Genomic DNA, 24253 nt, shown 5'->3' on the forward strand with positions numbered 1-24253 from the left:
GAGACGTCAGCGCTGCTGTCTTGGCTGGCAGGGTCGTCGTTGGTCTTGACTCGGCCTGTTCGATGAACTGCGCATCGCGCAGTTCATCGACCCCGGGTCCAGCGCTTGCGCTGGTCCGGGTCCAGGGGCGGACAGCCCCGGTGGGGTCTGGGGCAAAGCCCCAGCGCAGCGCCCGAGGTCGATACGGGCGCAAGGAGCGGATGCGGAGGCGGTCGGAGGGGCGGAGGCGATGCTCAGGACCGCGTCACGCCCCTCCTACATCCCCTCATTCCTTCGTCAGCTTCGTGAGGTCGATCATCTCGTCCACGTCCGGTACCACGATCAGATCGCAGCGCCGGTTTTTCTGCTGACCGTCCTTCGTCCCGTTGTTGGCCACCGGATCCGTGTCCGCGAACCCTGCCGCGCTCCAGTGCGACCGCGGCAGCGCTCCGCCCTTGCCCACCAGGAAGATCAACACCGAGCGGGCGCGCATCAGCGACAGGCCCCAGTTGTCCTGGTACGTGCCGCCGTTGAGGGGCTGGTTATCGGTGTGACCAGCGACCTGATAATCACGATCGGCCAGGGAGCGGTCGTTCTTGATGACCCCGGCGACCTTCTTGAGGATGTCCTCGCCTTCCTTCTTCAGCTCGACCTTGCCGGTATCGAAGAGCACGTCGCCCGGGAGCGAGATCACCATGCGGTTGCGGCGGATGCTGACCGCGAGCCCGAGCTTGGTCAGCTCGTCGAGCTTCTTGCGCAGGAGGTCGAAGCGCGCCTTGATGGCTTCGAGTTGCTTCGCGCGCGCCTTGTACTCGGCGAGCGCCTTCTCCTGATCCTCGAGCGTCGAGCTCATCTTCTTCACGTCCGCGCCGGCGTCCTGCAGTTGCTTCTCGAGGTCGGCGACGCGCTGCTTGGCCGCGGCGAGCTCTTTCTCCAGCTCGGCCTGCTTGCTAGCGCTCTGGTCCTGGAGCTGATTGTACTTGTCGAGCTGAGCCCTCCACTCGTCCTCGGAATGGCCGCAGCCGGCGACGAGAGAGGCCAGAATGAGCGGAGTCACGAGGAGGCGTCGATTCATGAGCAAGGTCTCCGTGCCTCTTGCGAGGCAGAAATCGATCGGAGCCGCGAGGCCCCGACGAAGGGGTGTCTGCAAGGGAGACTCGCAAACCTCGCGGGCAGAATCCAGTGCTTTGAAGACGAACTTCATGCGGAAGGAGGCGCACCAGCATAAAAGTCCAGTTGTCCCGGAACATGGAATGCGTGTTCGGGACGGAAGGTGCGCAGGTCTCGTCACGAGCTGTCACGGTGCGAGGTGCTGCGCCGGCGCCCCCGCACATCACGAAAGCCGCTGTGTCAAGCCCGATGTCGAGGCGAGCGCTCCGGCCACGGCGAAGGCGTTCGGTTCGTGCTCCGTGCAGTTGTCGTTCTCGACCTCACGTTTGCCCGCGGCCGCGACACGCCCGCCGTCGAGCAGCATCTCGACGCCCCGTGGTCACCCTCATGGATGACGGCCTGGTCACTGGCTCGCCGAGCGGGAGGCGTGCTCGTTGCGTTTGTCCACCATGTCGATCACGACGTCCAGGGTGTCGGCGACGACGCGATTGACGAGCCGGATCATTGCGTGGGTGTTCGACACCAGAAGGTGATGGATCTCGAGGATTCCCTTCGCGGGCACCTCGAGGGGCGGGATGCGCGCGAGCAGGTCGAGCGGCCTTCGGGCCGTCTCTTTCTGCAATCGCTCCACGGCGCGCGAGCCCTGGTCGATCGTGTCCGCTACGAGCGCCTTCGCGCCTCGCCATCGTTCCATCATGTTGTCTCCTCGCACCACGCGCGAATCTGCGTGTAGACGTCCGGGTCCGCGGCGATGCGGAGGTGATCCATTCCCGCCATGATCCGCACGTGCTCCTGGGGGAAGGGAGAGCAACGGTGTCTGGGCTCTGCCCGGCCCGTCGCGCTCGCCACCGCGACCAGCGCGTCGCCGAAGAGCAGGCCGAGGCGCGGATCCTTGGACAGCGTACCCGCGATGAGGTGGTGACGGATGTGCGGCAGAAGCGGCACGGGGTGGCGGCGGTTCTGCAAGAGCGCGCCTTCGTCCGCGCCCTCCCAGTCCTCGCGCCGCAGGTTGGCGAAGCGCAAATCCTTCACGCCGCTGCTGCGCAGATTGAGGATGTCGGCGATCAGCGTCGCGACCGGATTGCCGACCTTTTGCAGCGTCCAGGAGACCACGTTGCCGATGCGTTCGAGCGGGGCGCCGAGGTGGGGCGTGCCGATGTAGAAGGCGCGCGTGGCGAGGGGCAACCAGCGCCGTCCTTTCTCGCTCGCGACGTGGGTCGCGCTGCGCAAGACGAGGCCGCCCATGCTGTGGCCCATGAGCAAGATCTCCTCGACAGGGACGGGGTATTCGTCGACCAGCCGCTCGAACAGCGCGTCGAGCGCCTCGCCGTTGTCGGAAACGTGCAGCCCGCTGTTGTAGCGGACGAACACGGGCGTGAATCCCAGGTCGCGGGCGAGGAGCGAGCCGTACGTCTCGCCGTCGGGCATCTGCCAGATGCTCTCGACGCTCATCAAGCCGTGCACGAGCACGGCAATGCGGGCCGTCGCGTGGGGGTAGGCATCGAGGAGCGCGCGGCGCGTGGCACGGAGGGGTTTTTCTCCGTGTACGAACGTCATCGGCGTGGCGAGGCCATTGCCCGTGCGGTGCAAATAGTCGCCGACGGCACCATTCAGCACCCCGATCAAGAGCTCCACGTTCTTTCGCATGGCGGCCGTCACGCCCCTCGAACGATCGTCGCGACGGCCGTGAAATGCATCGCGGCGGCGACGACGGTGCAGGCGTGAAACACCTCGTGGTAGCCGAAGACGCCGACGACGGGGTTCGGGCGCTTCGATGCGTAGGCAAGGGCGCCGAGGGTGTAGAAGGCGCCTCCGCCGAAGATCAGGAAGAGCTGCGTGAGGTCGAGCGCGCGCCCCACGGCGCTCAGAAACGGAACGATGCACCAGCCGGCGACGACGGCCACGGCAGCGGTCACCCATTTCGGCGAGCCCGACCAGAAGATCGACTTGACGATGCCCACGGCGGCGCACGCCCATGCCAGCGTGCAAAGCCTCGTCCCGTCTCCTGGGCCCAGGGCAATCAGGGCGATGGGCGTGTACGTGCCAGCAATGAGCACGAAGATGGCCGCGTGATCGAGGCGACGCATGCGCAGGCGCGCCTTCGGGCCCCAGTTGATCCGGTGGTACGTCGCGCTGACCGTGAAGAGGGTGAGCAGGCTGAGGCTGTAGACTGCGGCAGCCACCGAACGGCGGATCTCGGCGGTGATGCATACGAGCGCCACACCCGCGACGAACGCGACGAGCGCCGCCCACTGATGAAGGACGCCCCGGAGCTTGGGCTTCTCGGAGTGCGGTTCGAAGCCGTTCGCAAGCGGTGCATGCAGGTCGTCGTTCATGGGAGGCCTTCTCGAGGTCAGCGACGGCGCGCTTACCTACGGAAACGTAGATACGATCGAGTAGGGTAGCAGGTCAAACGGCCCGTCGCGCCGTTCGCGATCCTGACCGAAACATGACCAAGCTTCCCAGGGGCGATCGTCTGCGGGAAGGCGCGCGAGACCGGCCGCGTGGGCCATGAAACCTACTCGACCGTAGGTAGAAGGAATCATGGCTACGGTGAGAGTCCGTCACAACGGCCGGCATGTCGACACCCGCGAGGCTAAACTCGGCGCGATGCCGCCCCGAGCGCCCCGCCTTTCAGCTTCGGCCCGCCGCGCCTCCATCATCGACGCGGGTCGGTTTGTCTTTGCACGACGCGGTTACGAGGCCACTTCGGTCGAGGAGATCGCCGAACGCGCCAAGGTCTCCAAGCCCGTCATCTACGAGCACTTCGGTGGGAAAGAAGGGCTCTACGCGGTCGTGGTCGACCGCGAGATGGACTATGTGGTCCGGAGGATCTCCGAGGCGATCGCTCAAGGTGAACCGCGCGAGCGACTCGAGCAGGGGGCCCTCGCCTTCCTCACCTACGTCAAGGATCACCCCGATGGTTTCGCGATCCTCGCCCACGACGCCCCCGCCGCGGGCGGCGGGATGTTATCGCTACTCAGCGACCTGGGCGTGCGGGTCAGCGAGGTCTTCACGGCTTCTTTCAAAGCCGGCGGCTACGACGCTCGCGCGGCGCCCATCTACGGCCATGCCCTCGTCGGCATGGTGACGTTCGTGGGCCAGTGGTGGACGACGGCCCGCAAGCCCCCGATTGAGGAGGTCGCCACGCACATCGCGGCCCTCGCGTGGATGGGCCTCCGTCACCTTCCCAAGCGCCCGACGAGCATCCGAAATCGACCGCGTTGATTGCGTGGCCTTCAACCAGCGGACCCACCGCTTCCCGAACACGCGGTTCGTCGAGGGGGACGCCGAGAGGTTGCCCTTCGCCGACAGCGCGTTCGACGTGGTGCGACGAGATTGGCACGGCACATTTCGACGCCTTCGCGCGCAGCAATGACGCCGAATCCCTGGGGAACTTTCTGGGCACGCCGGGCTCGAAGGTCTATCACGACATGCAGCAGGGGGCGTCGACCCACCCTATTTACAAGCTGCGGCGACGCCTATCATGATGGCTGCTTCGGGCACTTGTCCTCGTCGTCCGGGAGGCCGTCCCTGTCCATGTCGAGCGCAGCCGTCCTCGTTCGGCTTAACAGGCGCGGGCCAGGCGCGTGAGCACGGCCGTAGGTCGGACAGACAGACGTACGCCCGGCCAGACGAGGGCTCCTGCCCACGAGGGGGTCGCGGTTTGGAATTGACGCCGCCTCGCGAAGGTCCCAGGATCGAGCAGTTGGATAGCGAGTAGCGAGGTTCCTATACGAATGGACTCCCGGGCGCAGCAGAGACAGAGGATGTTGCGTGCGAGCGAGCCTCGGCTTTTGACACGCGGGAAATCCGCCGGGTGGCGCCTTGGCGCGGCGAACGGGCGGCGTTGGCTTTTTTCGGGCCGGCTGGCCCAGGGGTTCGCGTGGAAGGGGATGCCGGGTCGCGGTGCGCGGCGCACCTGGGGCGGTCAGCGATCATGAGCAGAGCCCCGGCGCCCGGTGTTCGTGAGGGCACGATCCTCATCGTGGATGACATGCCCATCAACCTGGCCGTGCTCGTGGATCATCTGGAATCCGCAGGTCATCAGGCGCTCGTCGCACAGGACGCGGAAGACGCCTTGAAGCGGGCTCGCCTCATGAAACCCGACCTGATTCTGCTGGACGTGGTGATGCCTGGGATCGACGGCTTCGAGACGTGCCGGCGCCTGAAAGCGGCGGAAGGCACCCGAGACATCCCGGTGATATTCATGACCTGTCTCGGAGAAGCGGCAAACAAGCTCGAGGGGTTCGAGGCAGGGGGCGTCGATTACATCACCAAACCATTCGAGATTGACGAGGTGCTCGCGCGGATCCGGACGCACCTGAGCTTACGCGAGGCACAAAAAGAGCTGGAAGCGAAGAACGCGCAGCTGCAGCATGCCCATCAGGAGCTGGAACAACGGGTGCGAGAGCGCACGGCCGAGTTGGCGACCTCGAACGCGGCTCTCAAGGCGGAGAATGCCGAGCGAAGGCGCGCGGAAGATGCTTTGCGCGAGAGCCAGCATCTGCTCCAGGCCATCGCCGACAACTCCACGGCGGTCCTCTACGTCAAGGACCTCGAAGGCCGCTATTTGATGGTCAATCGCCGTTTCAAAGAATTATTTCATGTGACCGAGCAGTCGCTCCTCGGCAAGACCGACTATGACTTGTTCACCACGGAGTATGCCGACGCATTTCGCGCTTTCGACCTGCGGGTGGCAGCGGCCGGGAAGGTCCTGGAGAGGGAAGAGATCGTGCCCCAGGACGATGGGGTCCACACGTACATCTCGATCAAGTGCCCGCTGTTCGACGAGTCGGGCCGGACGTATGCGGTTTGCGGGATTTCCACGGACATCAGCGAGCGAACGCGGACGGCGGCGGAGCGGGAGAGGCTGCTCTCCCGCGAACAGGCGGCGCGCGCGGAGCTCGAGCGTACCGGGCGGCTGAAGGATGAGTTCCTGGCGCTTTTGAGCCATGAGCTGCGGACGCCGCTCACCGCGATCCTCGGCTGGTCGCAGTTGCTCCTCACCCGCGGTCCCTCGGACGAGATCCAGCGCCGGGGGCTCGGGACAATCGAGCGAAACGCACGGACGCAAGCCAAGCTCATCGACGACCTCCTGGACATGTCGCGTATCATCAGCGGGCGGCTGAGCCTCGAGATGGAGGTGGTCGATCTGGCCGAGATGCTCGAAACGATGTTGGTATCGGCGGAGCCGGCGGCGAAGACGAAGGGAATCCGCCTGGAGCTCAACATCGCGTCGGCCGGAGAACTGGTCATGGGGGACCCGAATCGTCTCCAGCAGATCGTGTGGAACCTGCTCAGCAACTCGATGAAGTTCACGCCGCAGGGCGGGCAGGTAAAGGTATCGCTGCGTCGCGAGGGCTCGTATGCGCATCTCGCGGTGAGCGATACGGGGATCGGCATCGATCCGAATTTTTTGCCGTACGTATTCGAGCAATTCCGGCAAGAAGACGCTTCAACCACGCGCGAGCATGGCGGGCTGGGTCTGGGGCTTTCGATCGTGCAGCACCTGGTCGAGCTGCACGGGGGGACGGTGGAGGCGCAGAGCGCAGGGAAGGACCAGGGGGCGAGCTTCACGGTGAGGCTGCCGCTGGAGGCCAAGCATGCCGAGGTTTTGGTCGGAGAACGGCCTCTCTCGATGCCGCAGCGCCGGCCCTTGTCGCACCGTGGCGGGGAGCTTCTGAATTTGACGGGGGTGCGGGTGCTGGTGGTGGACGACGAGCCGGACACGCGAGAGCTACTCCTGCGGATCCTGGTGGAGTGTCATGCGGAGGTGCGGACGGCAGGCTCCGTCGTGGAGGCTCTGGCAGAGCTGATCCGAGACCAGCCGACGGTTCTGGTGAGCGACATCGGCATGCCGCAAGAGGGCGGGTACGAGCTGATCCAGAAGGTACGGCAGTTGCCCCGGGAGCGTGGGGGGAGCGTGCCAGCGCTGGCATTGACCGCATTCGCGCGCGCCGAGGACCGCGCGCGGGCGCTTTTGGCCGGCTACCAGATGCATCTGGCCAAGCCAGTGAAGCCGTCGGAGCTGGTGGCGCACGTGGCAAGTTTGGCCGGGCGAAACCATGGTGGGGTCGAGACGAGCCCCGATGGCCGCGTCCGGTCCGTGTAGCCACGACGGGCCGTTGCGCCGGGGCGCTGCCCCGGACCCCGCGGGGGCTGTTCGCCCCTCGACCCGAACCAGGGCAAGCCCTGGACCTCAGGGGGAAGAACTGCGCGATGCGCAGTTCTTCCCACAGGCCGGTGGCAAGACCAGGAACGGCGTTGCCAGTCACGGCGGTCTTGCTTGGCAGGGCCTTCGCTGGTCTTGACTGCGGCCTGTTCGATGAACTGCGCATTGCGCAGTTCATCGACCCCGGGTCCAGCGCTTGCGCTGGTCCGGGTCCAGGGGCGGATAGCCCCTGGTGGGGCCTGGGGCAACGCCCCAGCTCAGCGCCTCCAGATGAGACCTCGTCAGGTGCTCTCGCTCGCCGCTGCCTGGCCTACCGCGGCATACTCCTCGACGAACTCCTGCAGCTTCCGTATCTGGTAGGTCAATGCTAGCGTCTGGAACTGCTTGAGCCAGGGGCCGAGTCGCGGCTCGTTTTGTTGCATTCGCTCCGCTTCCGCCAGCACGTTCCGGATACGACCCGACGCCACCAGCCGCGAGAGCAGCGATAGCTGCTCGGCCGAGGGCGGCACCAGCGCGCCATCCTGCTCCGCCGTGGGGGCTGCGGCTTTCACTGGTTCATGCGTCCATTCCACGCCGAGGAATCGCGCGATTTTTTCGAAGAGCACGCTGGCCTGCACGGGCTTGGGCAAGAAATCGTCCCAGCCGGTGTGGGCGCCCTTCGGCTGTTCGGCGGCGGTCACGTTCGCTGACGAGGCCAGGATGACCACTCCGTCGAGCTCGGGCATCTGCCGCAGGCGGCGCGTGGTCTCGTAGCCGTCGAGGCCTGGCATGGCCAGGTCCATCAGGATCAGCGCCGGCTTGTGCTCCAGGGCCAGCCGCAGCGCGGATTCGCCGCCGTCGGCCTGGATGACGTCGAAGCCGATGGGGACGAGCAGATCGCAGAACAAGGCGCGGTTGCCGGGGTTGTCGTCCACGACGAGGATCTTGCGGCGCTCGCCGCGATACCCGGTGATTGTGTCCCACCCCGGGGCCTCGTCGACGGCCGCGGGAGGGAGCGCCTCGGTCAGCGTGAGCGTCACTGTGAATGCGCTCCCTTTGCCTAGCTCGCTCTCGACGTGAATGGTTCCGCCCATCTGCTCGATGAGCCTCTTGGTGATGGCAAGGCCGAGCCCGGTCCCTTCGCTCTTTGCCTTCTGGTCGCCCACCTGCTCGAAGGGGTCGAAGATGCGCGCGAGGTGCTCTGGGGCGATGCCAGGGCCCGTGTCCTCGATTCGGAAGCGCACCTCGCGCGTACCACTTCCGCCCTCGGTCAGCACGTCGACGAGCAGGGTGACTGCGCCGCGCTCGGTGAACTTGATGGCGTTGCCGAGCAGGTTCAGGAGCACCTGCGTCAAGCGCTTTTCGTCGGCGTGCACGGCGGCGAGCGCTGGGCCCCGCACCTCGTAGGTGAAGGCGATGCCCCTTGGTTCGGTGCGCACACGGCAGAGGTCCACGATGGTGCGCACGAAGGAGGGAAAGTCGAACTTCAGGGGGACGAGCTCCATCTTGCCGGCCTCGATCTTCGCCAGGTCTAGGAGATCGTTCAGCAACGAAAGCAGGTGCTCGCCCGACTTCTTCACGATTTGCACCCCTTCGCGGCTCTTTGGCGAGAGCTCGGGCGCTCGCATGAGGAATTGAGCGTACCCCAGGATGCCATTGAGTGGCGTGCGTAGCTCGTGGCTCATGCTCGAGAGGAAATCGCTCTTCGCTCGATTGGCGCGGTCGGCCGCCTCCTTGGCGATCTGTAGCTGCGCCGTGCGCTCCTGGATTTTGACCTCCAAGTCCCGGTACAACACGGCGTTCTCGACGGCGATTGCTGCCTGCGAGGCGAGCACCGACAAGAGCTCCACGCGTGCGGGAGGGAAGGCCGACGGCACGTCGCGGTGCTCGAGGTACAGCACGCCCACCACGTGGCCCCGATGCGTCAAGGGCAACGCCAGCAGCGAGAGGACCGCGTGCGATGTGAGGTACGGGTCGCCGGCGAAGCGCGCCTCGGACCTCGCATCGCCCGTCACCACCGGCTCGCCTGTGCGGGCTGCATATTTCACTACCGCCACTGGCACGTCGTGACTCTGCCCGAGAGGCTCCGACAGCCCCGTCTCGATGCGGGCCCCTTCCACCGATAACCGCGCAACGACGGAGAGCGCATCCCCTTCGCTGAGCACCAGGGCGCCGCGTTGCGCCCCCGCGTTCTCCAGGGTGAGCTCCATCAGTCGGCCCACCACGCGCCCCGGGTCGAGCTCGCCCGACAGCGCCTGCGCCGCGCGCACCGCGGTTTTTACGTCGAAATTCGCGTTCGTGGCTTCACCCGTGGTTGTGGTCGTCGCCGTCATGGTCGTGCGCTCGGAGGCAGGCTCGAGCATGGACACCTTGAGCACGGCCGGATACCTCGCGCCCAGGTGGGCGACCACGGCATAAGCGCCCCAGCGCGCGTAGGCATCACGAGCCTCGCGCAGGTACATCGCCCCGATGTGGGTCTTGCCCATCGAAAGGCGAAACTCGGCGGCGAGCTGGGCGGACAGGGCCTCGATGTGCAGAAAGCGGTGCTCGCGGCTGAGCTCGATGGCCTCGTCGTATTTGTCCGCTGCCTCCTTGGTTTTGCCGAGGACGCGGGCGTATTCGGCCTCGACGAGGCGCAGCTTGTGGAGGAAGTTCTCTTCGCAGCCTTCGGTGAAATAGCGCAATCGCGTGAGGCTGTGCTCGATGTGCTGCCCGAGCCGCGCCTGTTCCTCGCTCGTGGCGGCGTCGGGCCAGCACTTCGCCGCTGCGAGCGCGAGAAAGAGCGCGATGTCCGTCACGGGTGGCATCCCGAGGATGTCTGCCTGGAATTGCTCCGCCTCCCGCATCCTCGACAACGCCTGCTCCCACTTGCCGACCGCACAGAACAGATACCCTTCCAGGGTCCGAGCGACCCCTCCGGTGAACTTGTCTCCATCGGCCAGGAGGGAGCGCGAACCTCGTGGCAATGGCTCCTCCTCGAGGAGGTTCTTGGCTCCGTCCGGAGACATGAGCACTTCGCAAAACGACGCGACCAGCTCGAAGTGGTGTCGCCCGACGGCGTCCCCTGCGCGCTGCACCAGATCCCAGCGAGCTTTTTGCTGCGCATCGACCTGGCCGAGCGGCAGACCACGCCACACCCGGTAGTAAGCCAATTCGGACAAGATCCCCCAGCTCGTGCCTTGAAAGGACCCGATCTTCAAGCCGGCCGTGATGCCTTGCTCATAGACGGGCGGTGCTTCATCGACGGGCCTCGTGTGGGCCAGGTAAATCCCCTTGAGCGCGAGGCATTCGGGGAGCATCGGGGAGCCCACACGTTCTGCGGCGCGCACCCCGGGCGTGAGCCATCGCATGACACGGCGGTACATGCCCGTCGCCACCGACCACACATTGGCAAAGCTGCAGATCATGAACGTGGCGGCAGGCGTGAGCGCGTCCCGCCGTATCGCCTCGGACACGATGCGGGCGATGATGAGCGAATACAACATCGGCCGGCCGCCGTAGATCGTGCAGAGCTGCGCCTGCGTCATCAGGGCATCGATGAGCCGGTGCGAAAGCGACGGATCGGCCTGCATTCGATCGAACCCGTCCGGGTTGCGTTCGAGCCATTGATCCAGCTCCGTGGACTCTTGCAGGAGTGCGGCCAGACACGCGTCGTCCGTGTCGGGGAACGTGATGCCCCGCTTTGCGAGGGCGGCGATTCCGATTCCAATTCCTCGCGCATACTGACCCGTGGCGACACAGCAGCGCGTGCGGATTTCCTGCGCCGAGAGCCACGCCACCTCCGGCAGAGGCCTGTCCAGCAAGGCGAGCGCTCGCGCCTCGACGTCGTCGAACTCCCGGAGCAGATAGGCGGCTTCCAGGCGCGTGAGCCCGATCTCCGCCGACAGATCGCGCTCCTCCTCCCAGGCCCGCTCCCCGAGGAGCGCCTGCGCGTTGTCCAGCAGATTGGCCATCAATCGGTACGAGCTCGCCGCCTTCGCGGTGCGCGCGCCCTCGAGGTTCAGCCGCGCGAGCTCCTTGCGCTCCTCCGCGGATGCGAGCCGCGAAGAGCCCAGGTTCAGATGCCGCACGAGCTCCAGGAATTGCTGGGCCGTACCCCCCTCGTCACGATAACGCGCCCGGAGCCGCCGGCCGATCTCCAGATGCGCGAGCACCCGCTGCTCCGGCGAGATCCGCTCGTAGCTCGCCTGCTGCACGCGGTCGTGCAGGAATCGGTACGCCGCGTCCAGCGACACATCGCCCATGCCTCCGAGCGCCTGCGCGGGGCGGTACGCGCCATCGACCGGCACCACCAGCTCCGCATCCAGCGCTGGCCATAACGCCGCCGTCACCGGGGCGCGCTCCCACCCGGTGAGCCGCGTGAGGTCCTGCAGGTGGAACGTGTGGCCTGCGCAGGCCGCGAGCCCGAGGAGCTTTTGCGTCGGCTCGGGCATCTCGCGCACCTTGTCCGTCAAGAGCGCCACCACGTTATCGGTGACGCCCGCCCTCTCCAGCGACGACTGGTCCCAGCGCCACGCCCCGCTCTCCGGGTCCCGCACCACCTGCTGCTGCCGGTGCAGCGAGAGCAGGAGCTGCTCCAGGAAAAAGGGGTTTCCGCGGGTCTTTTGCGAAAGCACGCGCGAAAGCGGCAACACCCGCACAGGCTCGCTCTCCAGCGTTCGCGCGAGCCACTTTTGCACCTGCTCTGCCGACAGCGGGCCCACCGTCATTCGTGAGACCTTGGCCTCGCTCTTTTCCACCGCCTCCACGAGCTTCCAGAGCGGGTGCTCGGGCGGCGTCTCGTTATCGCGGTACGCCGCGATCACGAGCAGCGATTTTCGCTCCACGTCCGTCAGCAGCGTCTGCAGGATGAGCAGCGTGGCGCTGTCGGCCCACTGCATGTCGTCCAAAAACATCACGAGCGGCGGGTTCGGCGCCGTGACGGCTCGCACGAAATTCAGCCACGTCAGCTTCTGCCGGTTGAGCACCTGGTCGCCCTCCACCGGCGGCACCGGTGGCAGCTTGCCCATGACCAGGTCGAGCTCCGGCACCACGTCCGCGATGAGCCGCGCATTGTCCCCGACCTCGCGCCGAATTCGCTCCTTCCAGGCCTCGAGCACCGTCTCCGAGCTGGAAAGCCATTGACGCATCAGCGCCCCGAACGCTTGCGCCAATGCCGCGAAGGGTGTCGACCGCGCGAGCTGATCGTGCTTGCCCGCGATCAAGAGCCCGCGCCCTGCCTGCGCGATATCCCTGTAGACCGTGCGCACCAGCGCCGTCTTGCCGATGCCCGAGGGACCCCCGACGAGCAAAAGCTCCGTCGTACCCTGCGCGGCGCGCGCAAAGGACTCGCCCACCCGCTCGACGTCGCGCTCCCGCCCCACCAGCGTCTGCGGAATCCGGAGCTTTCGCGAAAAATCTTTTCTTCCCAGCCGGAACGGCTCCACCGTGCCCCGCTCGTTCCATTGCCGGAGCGCCTCCTCCAGATCCTCCGCCACGCCGCGGGCCGTCTGGTAGCGCCGCTCGGGATCCTTCGCCAAAAGCTTCGCCACGATGGCCGCCACGGCCCTGGGCACGTCCGGCGCGACGGAATCGAGCGGACGCGGGTCCTTGGCCAGGTGCGCGTGCACCAGCGAGAGCGGATCACGCTCCGTGAAGGGCAGCCGCCCCGACATCACCTCGAAGAGCGTCACCCCCAGCGAATACAGGTCCGTGCGTGTATCGAGCGCGCGTGCCGTGCGCCCCGTCTGCTCTGGGGAGATATACACCAGCGTCCCCTCCAGCGCTTCGGGGATGCTCGCCTCGGTCGCCTCCTGCGACAAGAGCGAGGCGATGCCGAAGTCGAGCAGCGTGACCTTCTCGCAGGCCTCGTCCACCAGCACGTTTTGCGGCTTGACGTCCTTGTGCATCACGCCCGCGGCATGCACCCCCTCGAGCACCCGCGACAGGAGCTTGCCGAGCCGTAGCGCGGCCCCGACCGGCAAGCGCCCCTGCTTGGCGAGCAGGTGATCGAGCGAGTCGAGGCCAGGATCCTCCAGCACCAGCGCCACCGTGCCGCCCTGCTGCACGAGCGCCCGTGCGCGCGCCACCCCGGGCACCTCTGCGAGGTGCATGAGTGCCTGGTGCTCGTGGATCAGCCGCCCCAAGACGCGCGGATTGGGCACCACGGCCACCGGGCTCTTGATGGCCACATGCGCCCCCGAGGGAACATGGACCGCGCGCCAGACCCGTGTTTCGGTCCCGTCGTAGACGACCTCTCCGAGCGTGTAATCCCGCAGGTCCATCATACTTCCTCGTGGCCTTTCCAGAGGCGCTGCCGTCCGAGCGCATCGATCCTAGATCGAGCGGGGCGGGATGTGACCCTCGGTCTCTGGGGAGTTTTTACTTTTCGGGCAACCTTTGCGCGACGAAGCCGTGGTCGTCCCCGCGCTTGCCGGCGACCTCCTTCGGCAGGCGCGCCGCCCCCGCGCAGGCGCCTGCGAGCACGGTGTCGATGGCCGCGGCGGCGTAGTCCTCGCTCACGTCCTCGCCGCGATGGATGAGGCGCCCATAGATCCCCCCGAAGATCAGATCGAGGATGAGCTCCGTGTTCACGTCCGCGGGCAGCTCGCCGCGCGTGATGCCTCGCTCGAGCAGGGCCTTGTTGCGCTGCCGGTTTCGATCGCGCAGGCCCCTCGAAAGGGCCTCGACCTCCGGATCCGCGAGCTCCGTCTGAAGCATCCGCACGATGCCCCGGCCCGTTTTCGTCTGGCACGTCCGCACGGACCCCATCACCACGGCCAGGAGATCCCCGCGCAGCGTGCCCGTGTCCGGCGGCTCCTGCTCCGCGTTCACCGCGCGCAGGGACGCCGCCACGAGCTCCGCCTTGGTCGGCCAGCGCCGGTAGATGGTCGTCTTGGCGACCCCCGAGCGCGCGGCGACGTCCTCCATGCGTAGCGCGCCGTAGCCCACGCACCCGAGCTCCTCTTGCGTCGCGGAGAGCACGGCCGCGACCACGCGCTCGGCGCGTCCCCCGGCGCGTGTGCCTTCGGTGCGTCGGCTTCGACGAGCGGGCGGGGGGGTGCTCTCGTGATGCATGGGCAGACCTCTTCCGGATCGAATCCTAGCGGATCTTGCCTGCCCCTCACCCAAAGGCAACTTCTGGTTGCGACGCCAATTCCAGGCGGGTACTATGGCTAAAGTTCGTAGCCTTTATGTCATGCATGAGCACGGCGAGCGTCTCGCTCGACGAAAGGATGTGTGCTGCGATGAATGCAAGTCAGGTCAGCCAACCCGTGTCTCTCCCCGACAACGCCTCCCTGTTCACCCGCCTGCGCGTGGCGCGCCAATGCCTGGAGGTGCTCAAGAACGACGCAGGGAATCCCACCGCCGGCCAGACGCTCAGCCTGAGCCTGAATGGCAATGTCTTCGCATCGCTCGTGGAGGAGCTCGGTCGCAGCCAGGAGGGGCGCCGCATCCTGTCCGAGCGGCCTTCTCTGCAGGGCAAGGACCTGGACCTCACCGCCCTCGAGCGCCTGCCCGAGGGGACGCTCGGCCATGCGTTCGCGCGCTACTTCCGCGACAACAAGATTTCTCCTTTCGAGACGACGCTCGAGCTCAAGAGCGACATCGAATTCATCTCCAAGCGCTACCGCGAGATCCATGACCTCTTGCACGTGCTGACGGGCTACGGCACGGACGTGGTGGGCGAGATGGAGCTGCAAGCGTATTGCCTGGGCAACGTCGGGCTCCGGACAACGGCGTTCGTCTTGCTCAACGGCTCGCTCTTCCTCCTCAAAACGCCACAGTCCGGCGTCGGGCGATCCGCGTACCTGCAGCGCGTCTGGGCCGCGTACCGGCGAGGCCACGCTTCCGCTCCTTTCCTGGACTTCAGGTTCGAGGACCACTGGGAGACCCCCGTGGCCACGCTGCGCGCGCGGCTCTGCGCCCCTGCGGAGCGGATGAACTGACCTCGCCGGGCGGCTGCTCGGCCTTCTGTGGCGAGCGCCCTCTGCTCCCTGTAGCATCCTCCCGCGTGCCCCGTCGCCTCGTCACCGTCCTCGCCGTCGCGCTCGCGGCCACCTCCGCGTCCACGTCCTCCGCAGCCACCGACATCCGGACCCGCGGCGTGCCTTGGATCCGCACGTTCGGCCTGGAGGACGGCATCCCGCAGAGCACCGTCAATGCCATCGCCTTCGATACCGCGGGCCTTCTGTGGATCGGCACGCAGGGCGGGGTCGCCTCCTACGACGGGCGCCGCTTCACGCCCCTGTCGCTGCCGCCCGAACAAGCGTCGAGCTGGGTGCAGGCGATCGCCGGAACGCGCGACGGGGCCGTCTGGCTCGGGATGTACACCGGTCACATCCTCCGTCATGCGGAGGGCCGCTTCACCCGCTTCGGGGCCGGTGAAGGCCTCACGGCCGAGCGGGAGGTCTCAGCGCTCGTCGAAGCGCCTTCCGCGAATGGATTCGCGCTCTGGGCGGGGACGCTCGACGGGCTCTATCGGTTCGAGGGCGAGCGCTTTTCGCGGATCGATTTCGGGCCGGAGCTCGGATACATCGACGTGCGTGCCCTTCATCCGGGGACGCTCCCGAGCGGCGAGCCGACGCTCTGGGTCGGCACGGGTCGGGGGCTCTTCCATTGCGAGGATCACCGCTGCGCGCCCTTCGAATCCCTCGGGGAAGGACCGCCGGACAAGGTCATCAACGCGCTTTTGGAAAGCACCGACGAGGCGCGCCGTCGCGTGCTCTGGGCCGGCACGTCCAAGGGGCTCGCCCGGTATGCGGAAGGGCGCTGGGAGCTCGTCGCGCCTTCGGGCGCGGCGAGTCCGGCCCAGGGCATCCGCGTGCTCGCCGAGACCGTGAGCGGCTCCGGGAAACGGACGCTCTGGGGCGGCACCGGCGGCGGGGGCCTCGCCCGCCTGGAGGACGGGGTGTGGACGGCGCTCACAAAGCAAAACAGCAGCCTGCCAGACGATTACCTCACGACGCTCCTGGCGAGCGGGGGCGCGTCTTTCGGCCGCACGTTGTGGATCGGCACCGAGACCGGAGGCCTCGGTCGCCTGCGGCACGACGGCTGGGTCGGCTTCACCGAGCGGAGCGCGGGCGTCCCCGGTGCCGTGCGCGGCGTCGCGGAGGTCACCCCGCCGGGCGGCGCGCCCGAGATCTGGCTCGCCGTGCGCAACCAGCTCCTCCGGTCCTCGGAGCAGGGTTTTGTGCCAGTCCTCTCGCCCGAGGAAGGCGCCGAGATGAGCCAGCGGCTCGCTTTCCTCGTGCCTTCGCGGCATCAGCCGGGCGCGGTCTGGACAGGCGGCAACAGCAAGGGGCTGCACCGCTGGGCCCATGGAAAGCTTTCCACCTTCACCCGGCAGAACTCCTCGCTCCCGTACGAGGTCGTGTACGCCGCCAGCGAGTCGCTGGACGGGCGTGCGCTCTGGGTCGGCACGACGGCCGGCGCCGCGCGCCTCGACGAACAGGGCAGGGGGCCGGTCTACAAGCAGAGCACCGACGGACTCATCCACAACAACCTGCTCGCCCTTCTCGAGACCACGCGCCCTGGCGGGAAGACGACGACGTGGTTCGGGACGACAAAAGGGTTGTCTCGGCTCGATGACGACAGCGTTTGGCGGACGTACACGGCCACGAATTCGCCCCTCGGCACGAACATCATCGCGACGCTCAGCGAGCTCCGCGACGTGCGCGGGGCGCGGGTCCTCTGGGTGGGCACCGGGGGCGGCGGCGCCGCGCGATACGATCTCGACGCGGAGGCGTGGCTCCCGTCGCTGAACGAGACGTCGAACCCGGCCCTGCCGGACAGCTCCGTGCTTTTCGCGCGCGCGGACGCGCTGGGCCGCGTGTATCTCGGCACCAACCGGGGCGTCGCGCGCCTCACCCCTCGCACGCCGACCCCCGAGGACCCCGCGGAGTTTTCCGTGTACGTTTTCACGCGCGAGGACGGGCTGCCGGGCGATGAGTGCAATGCGGGGACCGCCTCGGTCGACAGCCGCGGGCGCATCTGGGTGGGCACGCCCGAGGGCGCGGCGGTCTTCGATCCGGCGGAAGAGGTCCCGGATCACGCGGGCGGGCCTCTCGTGTTCTCGTCCACGCGCGCCGCGGACGGCATGCTCGCGCTTTCGCCCGGCGCGTCGCTCGCTTGGAACCAGAACACAGTGTCGTTCGATTACGCGCTGCTCAGTTTCCTCCACGAGCGCAGCACGCAATATCGCACGCAGATGGTCGGCTTCGACGCGGCGCCGAGCGCGTGGACCGCGGACGGGAAGGTGCGGTACACGAACCTGCCGGCGGGCGCGTACACGTTCCAGGTCTGGGGCCGTGATCACGCGGGCGTCGTCGCGGGGCCGGCGGCGATCGCATTCCAGGTGAAACCCGCGCCCTGGCGGACGTGGTGGGCGTACCTGGGGTATACCGTGGCGATTTCGGGGCTCGTGTACGGCGGCGTGAGGTTCCGGCTCCGCGCGCTCGCGCGGCGCAATCTCGAGCTCGAGCGACAAGTGGAAGAGCGGACGGCCGAGCTTCTGGCCGCCAAAGAGGCGGCGGACGCGGCGAACCAGGCAAAATCGAGCTTCCTCGCCAGCATGAGCCACGAGCTGCGCACGCCGCTCAATGGAATCCTCGGATACGCACAGCTCCTCGCCCAGTCACCGGAGCTCTCGCGGAAGGATCGCGCCGGGCTCGATGTGGTGCAGCGCTCGGGCGAGCACCTGCTCGCGCTCATCGACGACGTGCTCGACCTCGCGCGGATCGAGGCGGGCAAGATGGCGCTCGTCCCGTCGGAGGTCCATCTGCCGTCGCTCCTGCAGAGCGTCGCGGATCTATGCCGGGTCCGCGCGGAGCAGAAGAGGCTCGTGTTTCAGTACGTGATCGCCGGTGCGCTGCCCGAATGGGTCGAGGTCGATCCAAAACGACTGACGCAGGTTCTGGTCAATCTGCTCGGCAACGCCATCAAGTTCACCCGGGAGGGGAGCGTCACCCTGCGAGCCTCCGCCCAGGGCAGCGGTGATTTCGTTTTCCGGGTGGAGGACACAGGCCCAGGGATCGCGGCCGCCGATGTCGCGCGGATCTTCGAGCCCTTCGAGCAAGCCAGCGATCGGAGGGCGCGCGCCGAGGGCGCCGGGCTCGGGCTCGCGATCAGCCGGCGGATCGTGAAGCAAATGGGCGGTCAGCTCGACGTGAAGAGCACACCCGGCGAGGGCAGCACATTTTTGGTCTCGCTTCGTCTGCCCATCCTCGCGCGGGGCCTGCCAGCGAAAGAGGTGCGCCCCGCCGAGGTCATCACCGGCTACGAAGGCGAGCCCCGCGTCGTGGTCGTCGTCGACGACAACGAAAGCAATCGTGCCTTCGTGCGTGACGCGCTCGAGCCTCTCGGATTCGAGGTCCTCGAAGCCGAGGACGGCACGCGAGCCCTCGCCTTGATCGAGGCCCAGAAGCCAGATCTGGTGATCCTCGATCTCGCGCTGCCGGACCTCGCAGGCGACGAGATCGCGCGGCGTCTGCGTTGTCTCCCCACGCTCGCCGATATGCCCATCGTCGTCTCCTCCGCGAGCGTCGACGAAGCGCAACAACGGCGCGCAAAGGAAGCCGGCTGCGACGAATTCCTCCCCAAACCCGTACGTCTCCCAGCACTCTTCGAGGTGCTCGCGCAGCATCTCGATATCACCTGGATCCGCGCACCACGCGTCGTCGCAGATGCCGAGGAGGTCGGTCCACGGATCGAGCCGCCCGCGGAGGCCATGGCGCGCCTGCTCGATCTCGCCGAGCGAGGGCGAATCCCGGAGCTCCTGCAAATGCTCGACGCCGTCGAAGCAGAAGACACGCGGCTCTCGCCATGGGTAGCCGAGGTGCGGGCACTGGCAGAGTCCTTCCAGCTCCGCGAGCTTTGCGCCGCGCTGGCGTGACCCCTGGGGGCGGGCCGTCGCGCCGGGGCGCTGCCCCGGACCCCGGCAGGGGCTATCCGCCCCTGCACCCGGACCAGGCACGGCCTGGACCGAGGGGGGAAGAACTGCGCGATGCGCAGTTCTTCCCACGGGCCCGTGGCAAGACCACGGAGGTCTTGTCGTCAGCGGCCGTGGGTAGTACTGGGGCTAGCGGCGGTGATGGACCCCCAGGGGCGGGCGTGTTCTCCGCGCTGCCCCGCGCGCTGTTCTTCCACCCCGAGTCCAGCGCTTGCGCTGGTCCGGGTGCAGGGGCGGATAGCCCCTGCTGGGGCCTGGGGCAAAGCCCCAGCGAAGCGGCTCTCTGGACATCTCCCGCCTCCTTTGGTACGACCGCTTCCACCCGAAGGAGCCCAATCTCCATGGAAATGCCCCCCGAAGATACTCCGCCGGAGGCTTACCTCCCGCGGAGCGCCTACTCCATTGCCCGCGTCGCGGCCGATCCGAAGACGGCTGGCCTCGAACTGGCCCTTGCGGCCATCCACGTCGACTTCAAGAAAATCCTCCGTGATCGCGAGGATCACGAGGAAGAGGTCGAAAAGAGGAGCGCTGTCCTCGACGCGCGCGACAACGAGCTCGACGAGGACATTGGCGGCTTCGAGCTCGGCCTCCTCGCCCTCGTGACCAAGAATCGCGGGGATGCTCGATATCGCCGTTATTTTCCGGAGGGCCTTCGGCAGGTCACGACTGCCGAGCCGCGCAAGGAGGAGCCCGAGCTCGTGGGGGACATGCTCGACAGCATGACGGAGGACATGAACGATCCCGAGCTTGGCTCCCTCGTCGCCACCTGGGCTCCGAAGATCTCGAACTCCCGCAGCAAGGTCCTCGCGGCCAGCGAGAACCTCGCCCTCACCGAGAAGGAGCTTGCCCTCCTGAACGACAAGCGCATCCCCGCGCTCATGGCCGCCTGGCGCACGGAGTACAAGAAGCTCGAAGGCCAGCTCACCGCCGTGTACGCGTCGAACCCGAAGATGGTCGACCGCTTCTTCAAGCCGTTCCGCAAGCGCAGCAAGGCCAAGAAGACGGACCGCTGATCACGTCCGGCGCGTCCAAAACCCCCTTCGCGCGTCTCCGCCACGTGGCAGGAGGCGCCGAACGGCCCTCCGCGCGTCTCCGCCACGTGGCGGGAGGCGCCGAACGGCCCTTCGCGCAGGCCCGCCACGTGGCAGGAGGCGCCGAACGTGGTTTGAGGCTCGTCCGCCACGTGGCAGGACGTGCCGAAGGCGGCTTCGCACCCTCCTGCCACGTGGCAGGAGGTGCAGCCGGCGCCTCCGCGCACGTCCGCCACGTGGCAGGAGGCGCCGAACGGCCCTTCGCACGTCCCCGTCGTGCGCCGGGTCTTCCTGCAGGCGCGCGCGGGCCCTTCCGCTCCAATCTAGGCCACAGGCGCGCCGTCTGTGATAGCCTCCCAACCATGAGCTTCCTTCGAACATGGTCCAACGCACGGATCCGGCAGCTCGCGCGCCTCGCGGTCCTGCCGATCGTCATCTTCGCCGGCTCGTGTTACCAGGGCCCGAGCTGCAACCTGAACTTCGACCAGTGTCAGGGCGATTCGGAGTGCGGGCCGGGATTCATCTGCGACCGGGAGGTTCTTTCCTTTGGCCTCGCGTGTCACCGCGCGACCGAGTGCCAGACGAACGCGGACTGCCCGGCCGGCTCCACGTGCGACCAGCGCGCGACGATCCCCGCCGACAACCCCTTCGGCAGCGACTTTGAAGGCAAAAAGGTCTGTAGCTGCGGCTCGCTTTGCGGCGGCGGGGTCGGAGGCTTCGGCGGCGCAGGAGGCGCCGGCGGCAGCGGGGGCGAAGGCGGAATCGGAGGCGCCGGCGGCAGCGGGGGCGGAGGCGGAGGCGGAGGCGGCAGCGGAGGCGCCGGCGGAATCGGCGGCGCGGGCGGCAGCGGCGGCGCGGGTGGCGGTGCGAAGATGGGAGGTGCGAATTGAAGCAGGTTCTTTTCGTGGCGCTCGGCCTCGCGATGCTGAGCCTGGGCTGTCAACCCACGGTCGACGAAGTCTGCGAGGACCTCGGCGAATGCAACGAGTTCGACGCGAACGATTGTCTCACCGACGGCAACAAGCTCCAGTCGAACGCGGAATCACGCGGCTGTGAAGACGCATTCGAGGAGTACATCGATTGCGTCGCCGACGCAGTCTGCTCGTACCGGCAAGTCTGCCACGCCGAGCGCTCGGCCCTGGAGTCCTGCGCGGGATCGTTCCCGCAGTAGCGCCGAGGGCGTTGCGCCGGGGTTTCACCCCGGACCCCGACCAGGGGTTGTCCACCCCTGGACCCGGACCAGCGCAAGCGCTGGACCCGGGGTCGATGAACTGCGCGATGCGCAGTTCATCGAACAGGCCAGGTCAAGACCAACGACGACCCTGCCAACGGAGACAGCCGCGCTGCCATTTCGACTGGCAACGCCGTCCTGTGGGAAGAACTGCGCATCGCGCAGTTCTTCCCCAAATGGTCCAGGGCTTGCCCTGGTTCGGGTCGAGGGGCGAATAGCCCCCGCGGGGCCCGGGGCAGCGCCCCGGCGAAGCGCCTCCCAGTCACCGACGGACCGCCGGCTCTTCCCATTGGCGAAGCGCGTACTGGTAAAACGGCATGTGGATGCGCACGCTGAATTGGTGCGAGGCGCACCATTCGGGGCGCTCGGAGGCGATGGGCACCTGGAAGCTGTATCCGAGCTCGAGGAAGTAGAGCCCGAAGAAGGCGCCGATGGAACCGACGGGGATTGCGCGGCCGTTTGCGATTCCTGCTCCGGCGAGCAACTCGATGGAGAGCCCTCCGCCGTGACCCCAGGCGCCTATCCGACCTGCGGCTGAGACGATTGCGGCGTCGACTCGGCTGTGGTCGTAGGTCGAGAGACGCCCCTCGATGCCATAGCCGACGTAGGTCGTGACCCCCGCGTGGCTGCGAACTGTGCTCGTGTCGTGGACATGAAGATACCCGAGGCCGTAGGAGGAGGCGGCGCCGAGATCGTAGCGGAGACCGAGCACGTGGCTCCGCGATTGCCGCCTCTGGATCGGGCCCTCCTCGGGCGCTGCGGGTGGCTTTGCTTCCGTCGCTGCGGGCGGCGCGGCTTGTGCGAAAGCCTGAGGCGCATCGCTGAGCACGCCGAGGAGGACCGCGGCGGCGATGCGATTGCGGATGGGCTTGGGTTGCACGGGGCGAAGAACGAACCGTCGCCCGAGAGCTTACAGTTCTAGAGCGCTTTCGGCGCGAGCACGCGACAGATCTTGGCGGCCTCGTCCCTTCGCTCGACCTTTGCTGCCTTGATGTTGCAGTGCAGCCAATCCTTGCCGATCGGATAGGCGTACTCCGCCACGTAGAAGGTCTGGACGGCGGTCTTGTACGAGCCCTCGCGTGCGGCGGAGCCGTCGGGGTTTTTCTGGTCCTTGTCGACCTTGACGTCTTGCGCGTCGGGGGGCGCGAGGTTGCCCATCGGGGCGACGGGCGTCACGGCGACGAGCATCCCGTCGAACTTGTCCTTGCCCTTCGGGACGACCCAGAAGCCCGAGGCCGACGCTTCCTTGATCTCCATGTTCCCCGGGATGGCGACCTCGGCCTTCACCTCCGGCACTTGCACGCGGACGACGGCCTCTTCACCTTTGCCGCACCCCGTGAGGGCAGCGGCGACGACGAACATCGATGCGACGGCATGGATCGAGCTTTTCATGGGGCGTAGCGGTTCCTTTCCCTGCTTCGTGGATGACCCGGCGGCCTCGTACCAGACCCCCGCGAGCGAGGGAACAGGAATTTTGAACCTTCCGCTGGGTCACAAGGCCGCCGCCGGCCCTCGCTCTGCTAGGGCTCCCCGTCCCAATAATCGAGCGAGGTCTCCTTGCGTTGCACCACACGGAAAGCCCCGGGCTTTGCCTCGGCCTTCGCGAGGTACTTGCCTGAATCGGGGTACTCGCAGATCTCGGGGAACTCCATCGTGCTGATGGACATGTATTTGAGAGGCGCGTTCGAGGTATTGAGGATGTGGTGCGGGTACTCGGGGCCCGGGGGGATGAAGATCACGTCGCCGGCCGAGATCGGCAAATGCTCGCCGGCCACGCGCAGCGTGCCTTCGCCTTCGAGGATGATGAACATCTCCTCCTGTACGTAGTGGTAATGGTAGGGACAGCTCCGGGCGCCGGGGGGCATGATGTCGATCGAGGCGCCGAGTTTTTTCGCCGCCGTGCCCTGGGCCAGGCCGGCGGACGCGGTGTCGTACAGCGGCGCGCGCTGGAAATGTTCGAGGTTTGCCGTGTTGAAGTTGCGGATCAGGCGTTGCCTTAGTTCCGTGGCTTTGTCGCTCATGGGGCACCGAGGCTAGCACGCGCGAGGGCACGGGGCGCCTTTCGCACACCTCTTGCCATGGAACGGCGCTTGAATTGCGCTGGCGTCGATTGCACGGGGACGGAACGAGTGGACCCGGACGTCGCACGTGCATCGTGAAGGGAGACCACAATGAAACGGTTGATGGCCAGTCTCGCGGTCGTGATGACTGTCGGCGCCGCAGGTTCCATGACGTTCGCACAAGCAGACAAAGCCACCGTCGGATATATTTCGGGGTCGTGGCTGCAACGGTGCGAGGGCGAGCCGGCGGAGTTCGGGACGTGCAATGGATCAGACCAGCATCTTCGCTGCTTTCAGGTGAAGAACACGCAAGAGGATGAGGTGAACTGTAATATCTCGATGGCGGGGACGATGAAATCGACGACCGGCATTTCGCGCACGTACATCGCCGTCGATCAGACGAAGATGTTCGCGGGCGGCATCGACTGGTTGTGCTTTTCGTATGACGATCTGATCCGGAAGGACAGCACTGTGTCAGGAGGATCGAGAGTCCCCGGGATTTGGAAGATGCAGAAGATCCACGAACCCAAGGTGTCCTGCGGCAGCAGCGGCGCGCCGTCCCCTTGTACCGTGGGGCAGATGGAGCAGCAGACCTGCCCCGGAACGGTGCAGATGAAGACGTGCGACAGCCCGTTCGGAGAATGCAGGTGAACGTCGGCGCCCCGCCCCGAGGGGGCGCTTTCGATCGCGTGCATGACAGGTGAGCGCTGCCATGCGCGCGATCGATCTAGAAACACCGTCGAACCACCGCCGGGGGAA

At 67.0% G+C, this 24253-nt stretch carries 19 protein-coding genes; 9 read left to right on the forward strand and 10 right to left on the reverse strand.

Annotation, left to right across the window (positions count from 1 at the left end; translation table 11 throughout):
- Positions 1-265: 265 nt before the first annotated feature.
- The 5 genes from KEG38_RS50300 to trhA all read right to left on the reverse strand — a co-directional run bounded on the left by KEG38_RS50300 (position 266) and on the right by trhA (position 3425).
- Positions 266-1054 (reverse strand): OmpA family protein, encoded by a 789-nt coding sequence (locus tag KEG38_RS50300; protein ID WP_272428057.1) that lies wholly within the window; start codon positions 1052-1054, stop codon positions 266-268.
- A 258-nt stretch (positions 1055-1312) separates the two neighbouring features.
- Positions 1313-1453: a hypothetical protein gene (locus KEG38_RS50305; RefSeq protein WP_272428058.1), complete on the reverse strand. Its 141-nt coding sequence runs from the start codon at positions 1451-1453 to the stop codon at positions 1313-1315.
- Between the two features lie 39 nt (positions 1454-1492).
- Positions 1493-1786 (reverse strand): hypothetical protein, encoded by a 294-nt coding sequence (locus KEG38_RS50310; protein WP_272428059.1) that lies wholly within the window; start codon positions 1784-1786, stop codon positions 1493-1495.
- Positions 1783-2736 carry a lipase family alpha/beta hydrolase gene (locus KEG38_RS50315; RefSeq protein WP_272428060.1) on the reverse strand — a complete coding sequence of 318 codons (954 nt, stop codon included), beginning with the start codon at positions 2734-2736 and terminating at the stop codon, positions 1783-1785. The genes KEG38_RS50310 and KEG38_RS50315 overlap by 4 nt, the downstream gene beginning before the upstream one ends.
- A gap of 8 nt (positions 2737-2744) precedes the next feature.
- Positions 2745-3425 carry a PAQR family membrane homeostasis protein TrhA gene (trhA, locus tag KEG38_RS50320; protein WP_272428061.1) on the reverse strand — a complete coding sequence of 227 codons (681 nt, stop codon included), beginning with the start codon at positions 3423-3425 and terminating at the stop codon, positions 2745-2747.
- Between the two features lie 208 nt (positions 3426-3633).
- Here trhA and KEG38_RS50325 point away from each other — a divergent pair, with 208 nt between their 5' ends.
- The 3 genes from KEG38_RS50325 (at position 3634) to KEG38_RS50330 (ending at position 7204) form a co-directional block, all read left to right on the forward strand.
- Complete coding sequence (locus KEG38_RS50325; RefSeq protein ID WP_272428062.1) at positions 3634-4317, forward strand: TetR/AcrR family transcriptional regulator; 684 nt, start codon at positions 3634-3636, stop codon at positions 4315-4317.
- A 4-nt stretch (positions 4318-4321) separates the two neighbouring features.
- On the forward strand, positions 4322-4468 hold the full coding sequence (locus KEG38_RS56290; protein WP_372518244.1) for a methyltransferase domain-containing protein: 147 nt from the start codon (positions 4322-4324) through the stop codon (positions 4466-4468).
- A 561-nt stretch (positions 4469-5029) separates the two neighbouring features.
- A complete protein-coding gene (locus tag KEG38_RS50330) occupies positions 5030-7204 on the forward strand; it encodes a response regulator (RefSeq protein ID WP_272428063.1) in 2175 nt (724 codons plus the stop codon).
- A gap of 341 nt (positions 7205-7545) precedes the next feature.
- On the opposite strand, the gene KEG38_RS50335 is transcribed toward KEG38_RS50330, so the two are convergent.
- Both KEG38_RS50335 and KEG38_RS50340 read right to left on the reverse strand, forming a co-directional pair.
- A complete protein-coding gene (locus tag KEG38_RS50335) occupies positions 7546-13509 on the reverse strand; it encodes an AAA family ATPase (RefSeq protein WP_272428064.1) in 5964 nt (1987 codons plus the stop codon).
- Between the two features lie 94 nt (positions 13510-13603).
- A complete protein-coding gene (locus KEG38_RS50340) occupies positions 13604-14299 on the reverse strand; it encodes a TetR/AcrR family transcriptional regulator (RefSeq protein ID WP_272428065.1) in 696 nt (231 codons plus the stop codon).
- Positions 14300-14469: 170 nt separating this feature from the next.
- On the opposite strand from KEG38_RS50340, the gene KEG38_RS50345 reads away from it, so the two are divergent.
- The 5 genes from KEG38_RS50345 to KEG38_RS50365 all read left to right on the forward strand — a co-directional run bounded on the left by KEG38_RS50345 (position 14470) and on the right by KEG38_RS50365 (position 21374).
- Positions 14470-15171 (forward strand): Coq4 family protein, encoded by a 702-nt coding sequence (locus KEG38_RS50345; RefSeq protein WP_272428066.1) that lies wholly within the window; start codon positions 14470-14472, stop codon positions 15169-15171.
- Positions 15172-15236: 65 nt separating this feature from the next.
- Positions 15237-19115 carry an ATP-binding protein gene (locus KEG38_RS55920; RefSeq protein ID WP_272428067.1) on the forward strand — a complete coding sequence of 1293 codons (3879 nt, stop codon included), beginning with the start codon at positions 15237-15239 and terminating at the stop codon, positions 19113-19115.
- A 398-nt stretch (positions 19116-19513) separates the two neighbouring features.
- Positions 19514-20185: a hypothetical protein gene (locus KEG38_RS50355; protein ID WP_272428068.1), complete on the forward strand. Its 672-nt coding sequence runs from the start codon at positions 19514-19516 to the stop codon at positions 20183-20185.
- A gap of 380 nt (positions 20186-20565) precedes the next feature.
- On the forward strand, positions 20566-21093 hold the full coding sequence (locus tag KEG38_RS50360; RefSeq protein WP_272428069.1) for a hypothetical protein: 528 nt from the start codon (positions 20566-20568) through the stop codon (positions 21091-21093).
- A complete protein-coding gene (locus KEG38_RS50365; RefSeq protein ID WP_272428070.1) occupies positions 21090-21374 on the forward strand; it encodes a hypothetical protein in 285 nt (94 codons plus the stop codon). Before KEG38_RS50360 ends, KEG38_RS50365 begins: the two co-directional genes overlap by 4 nt.
- A gap of 322 nt (positions 21375-21696) precedes the next feature.
- On the opposite strand, the gene KEG38_RS50370 is transcribed toward KEG38_RS50365, so the two are convergent.
- The 3 genes from KEG38_RS50370 to KEG38_RS50380 all read right to left on the reverse strand — a co-directional run bounded on the left by KEG38_RS50370 (position 21697) and on the right by KEG38_RS50380 (position 23455).
- Complete coding sequence (locus KEG38_RS50370; RefSeq protein WP_272428071.1) at positions 21697-22314, reverse strand: hypothetical protein; 618 nt, start codon at positions 22312-22314, stop codon at positions 21697-21699.
- Positions 22315-22352: 38 nt separating this feature from the next.
- Positions 22353-22826 (reverse strand): hypothetical protein, encoded by a 474-nt coding sequence (locus KEG38_RS50375; RefSeq protein WP_272428072.1) that lies wholly within the window; start codon positions 22824-22826, stop codon positions 22353-22355.
- A gap of 128 nt (positions 22827-22954) precedes the next feature.
- On the reverse strand, positions 22955-23455 hold the full coding sequence (locus KEG38_RS50380) for a cupin domain-containing protein (RefSeq protein ID WP_272428073.1): 501 nt from the start codon (positions 23453-23455) through the stop codon (positions 22955-22957).
- A 150-nt stretch (positions 23456-23605) separates the two neighbouring features.
- On the opposite strand from KEG38_RS50380, the gene KEG38_RS50385 reads away from it, so the two are divergent.
- On the forward strand, positions 23606-24145 hold the full coding sequence (locus KEG38_RS50385) for a hypothetical protein (RefSeq protein ID WP_272428074.1): 540 nt from the start codon (positions 23606-23608) through the stop codon (positions 24143-24145).
- The last annotated feature ends 108 nt before the right edge of the window (positions 24146-24253 follow it).

Source organism: Polyangium jinanense (assembly GCF_028435265.1).
Taxonomy (GTDB): Bacteria; Myxococcota_A; Polyangia; order Polyangiales; family Polyangiaceae; genus Polyangium; species Polyangium jinanense.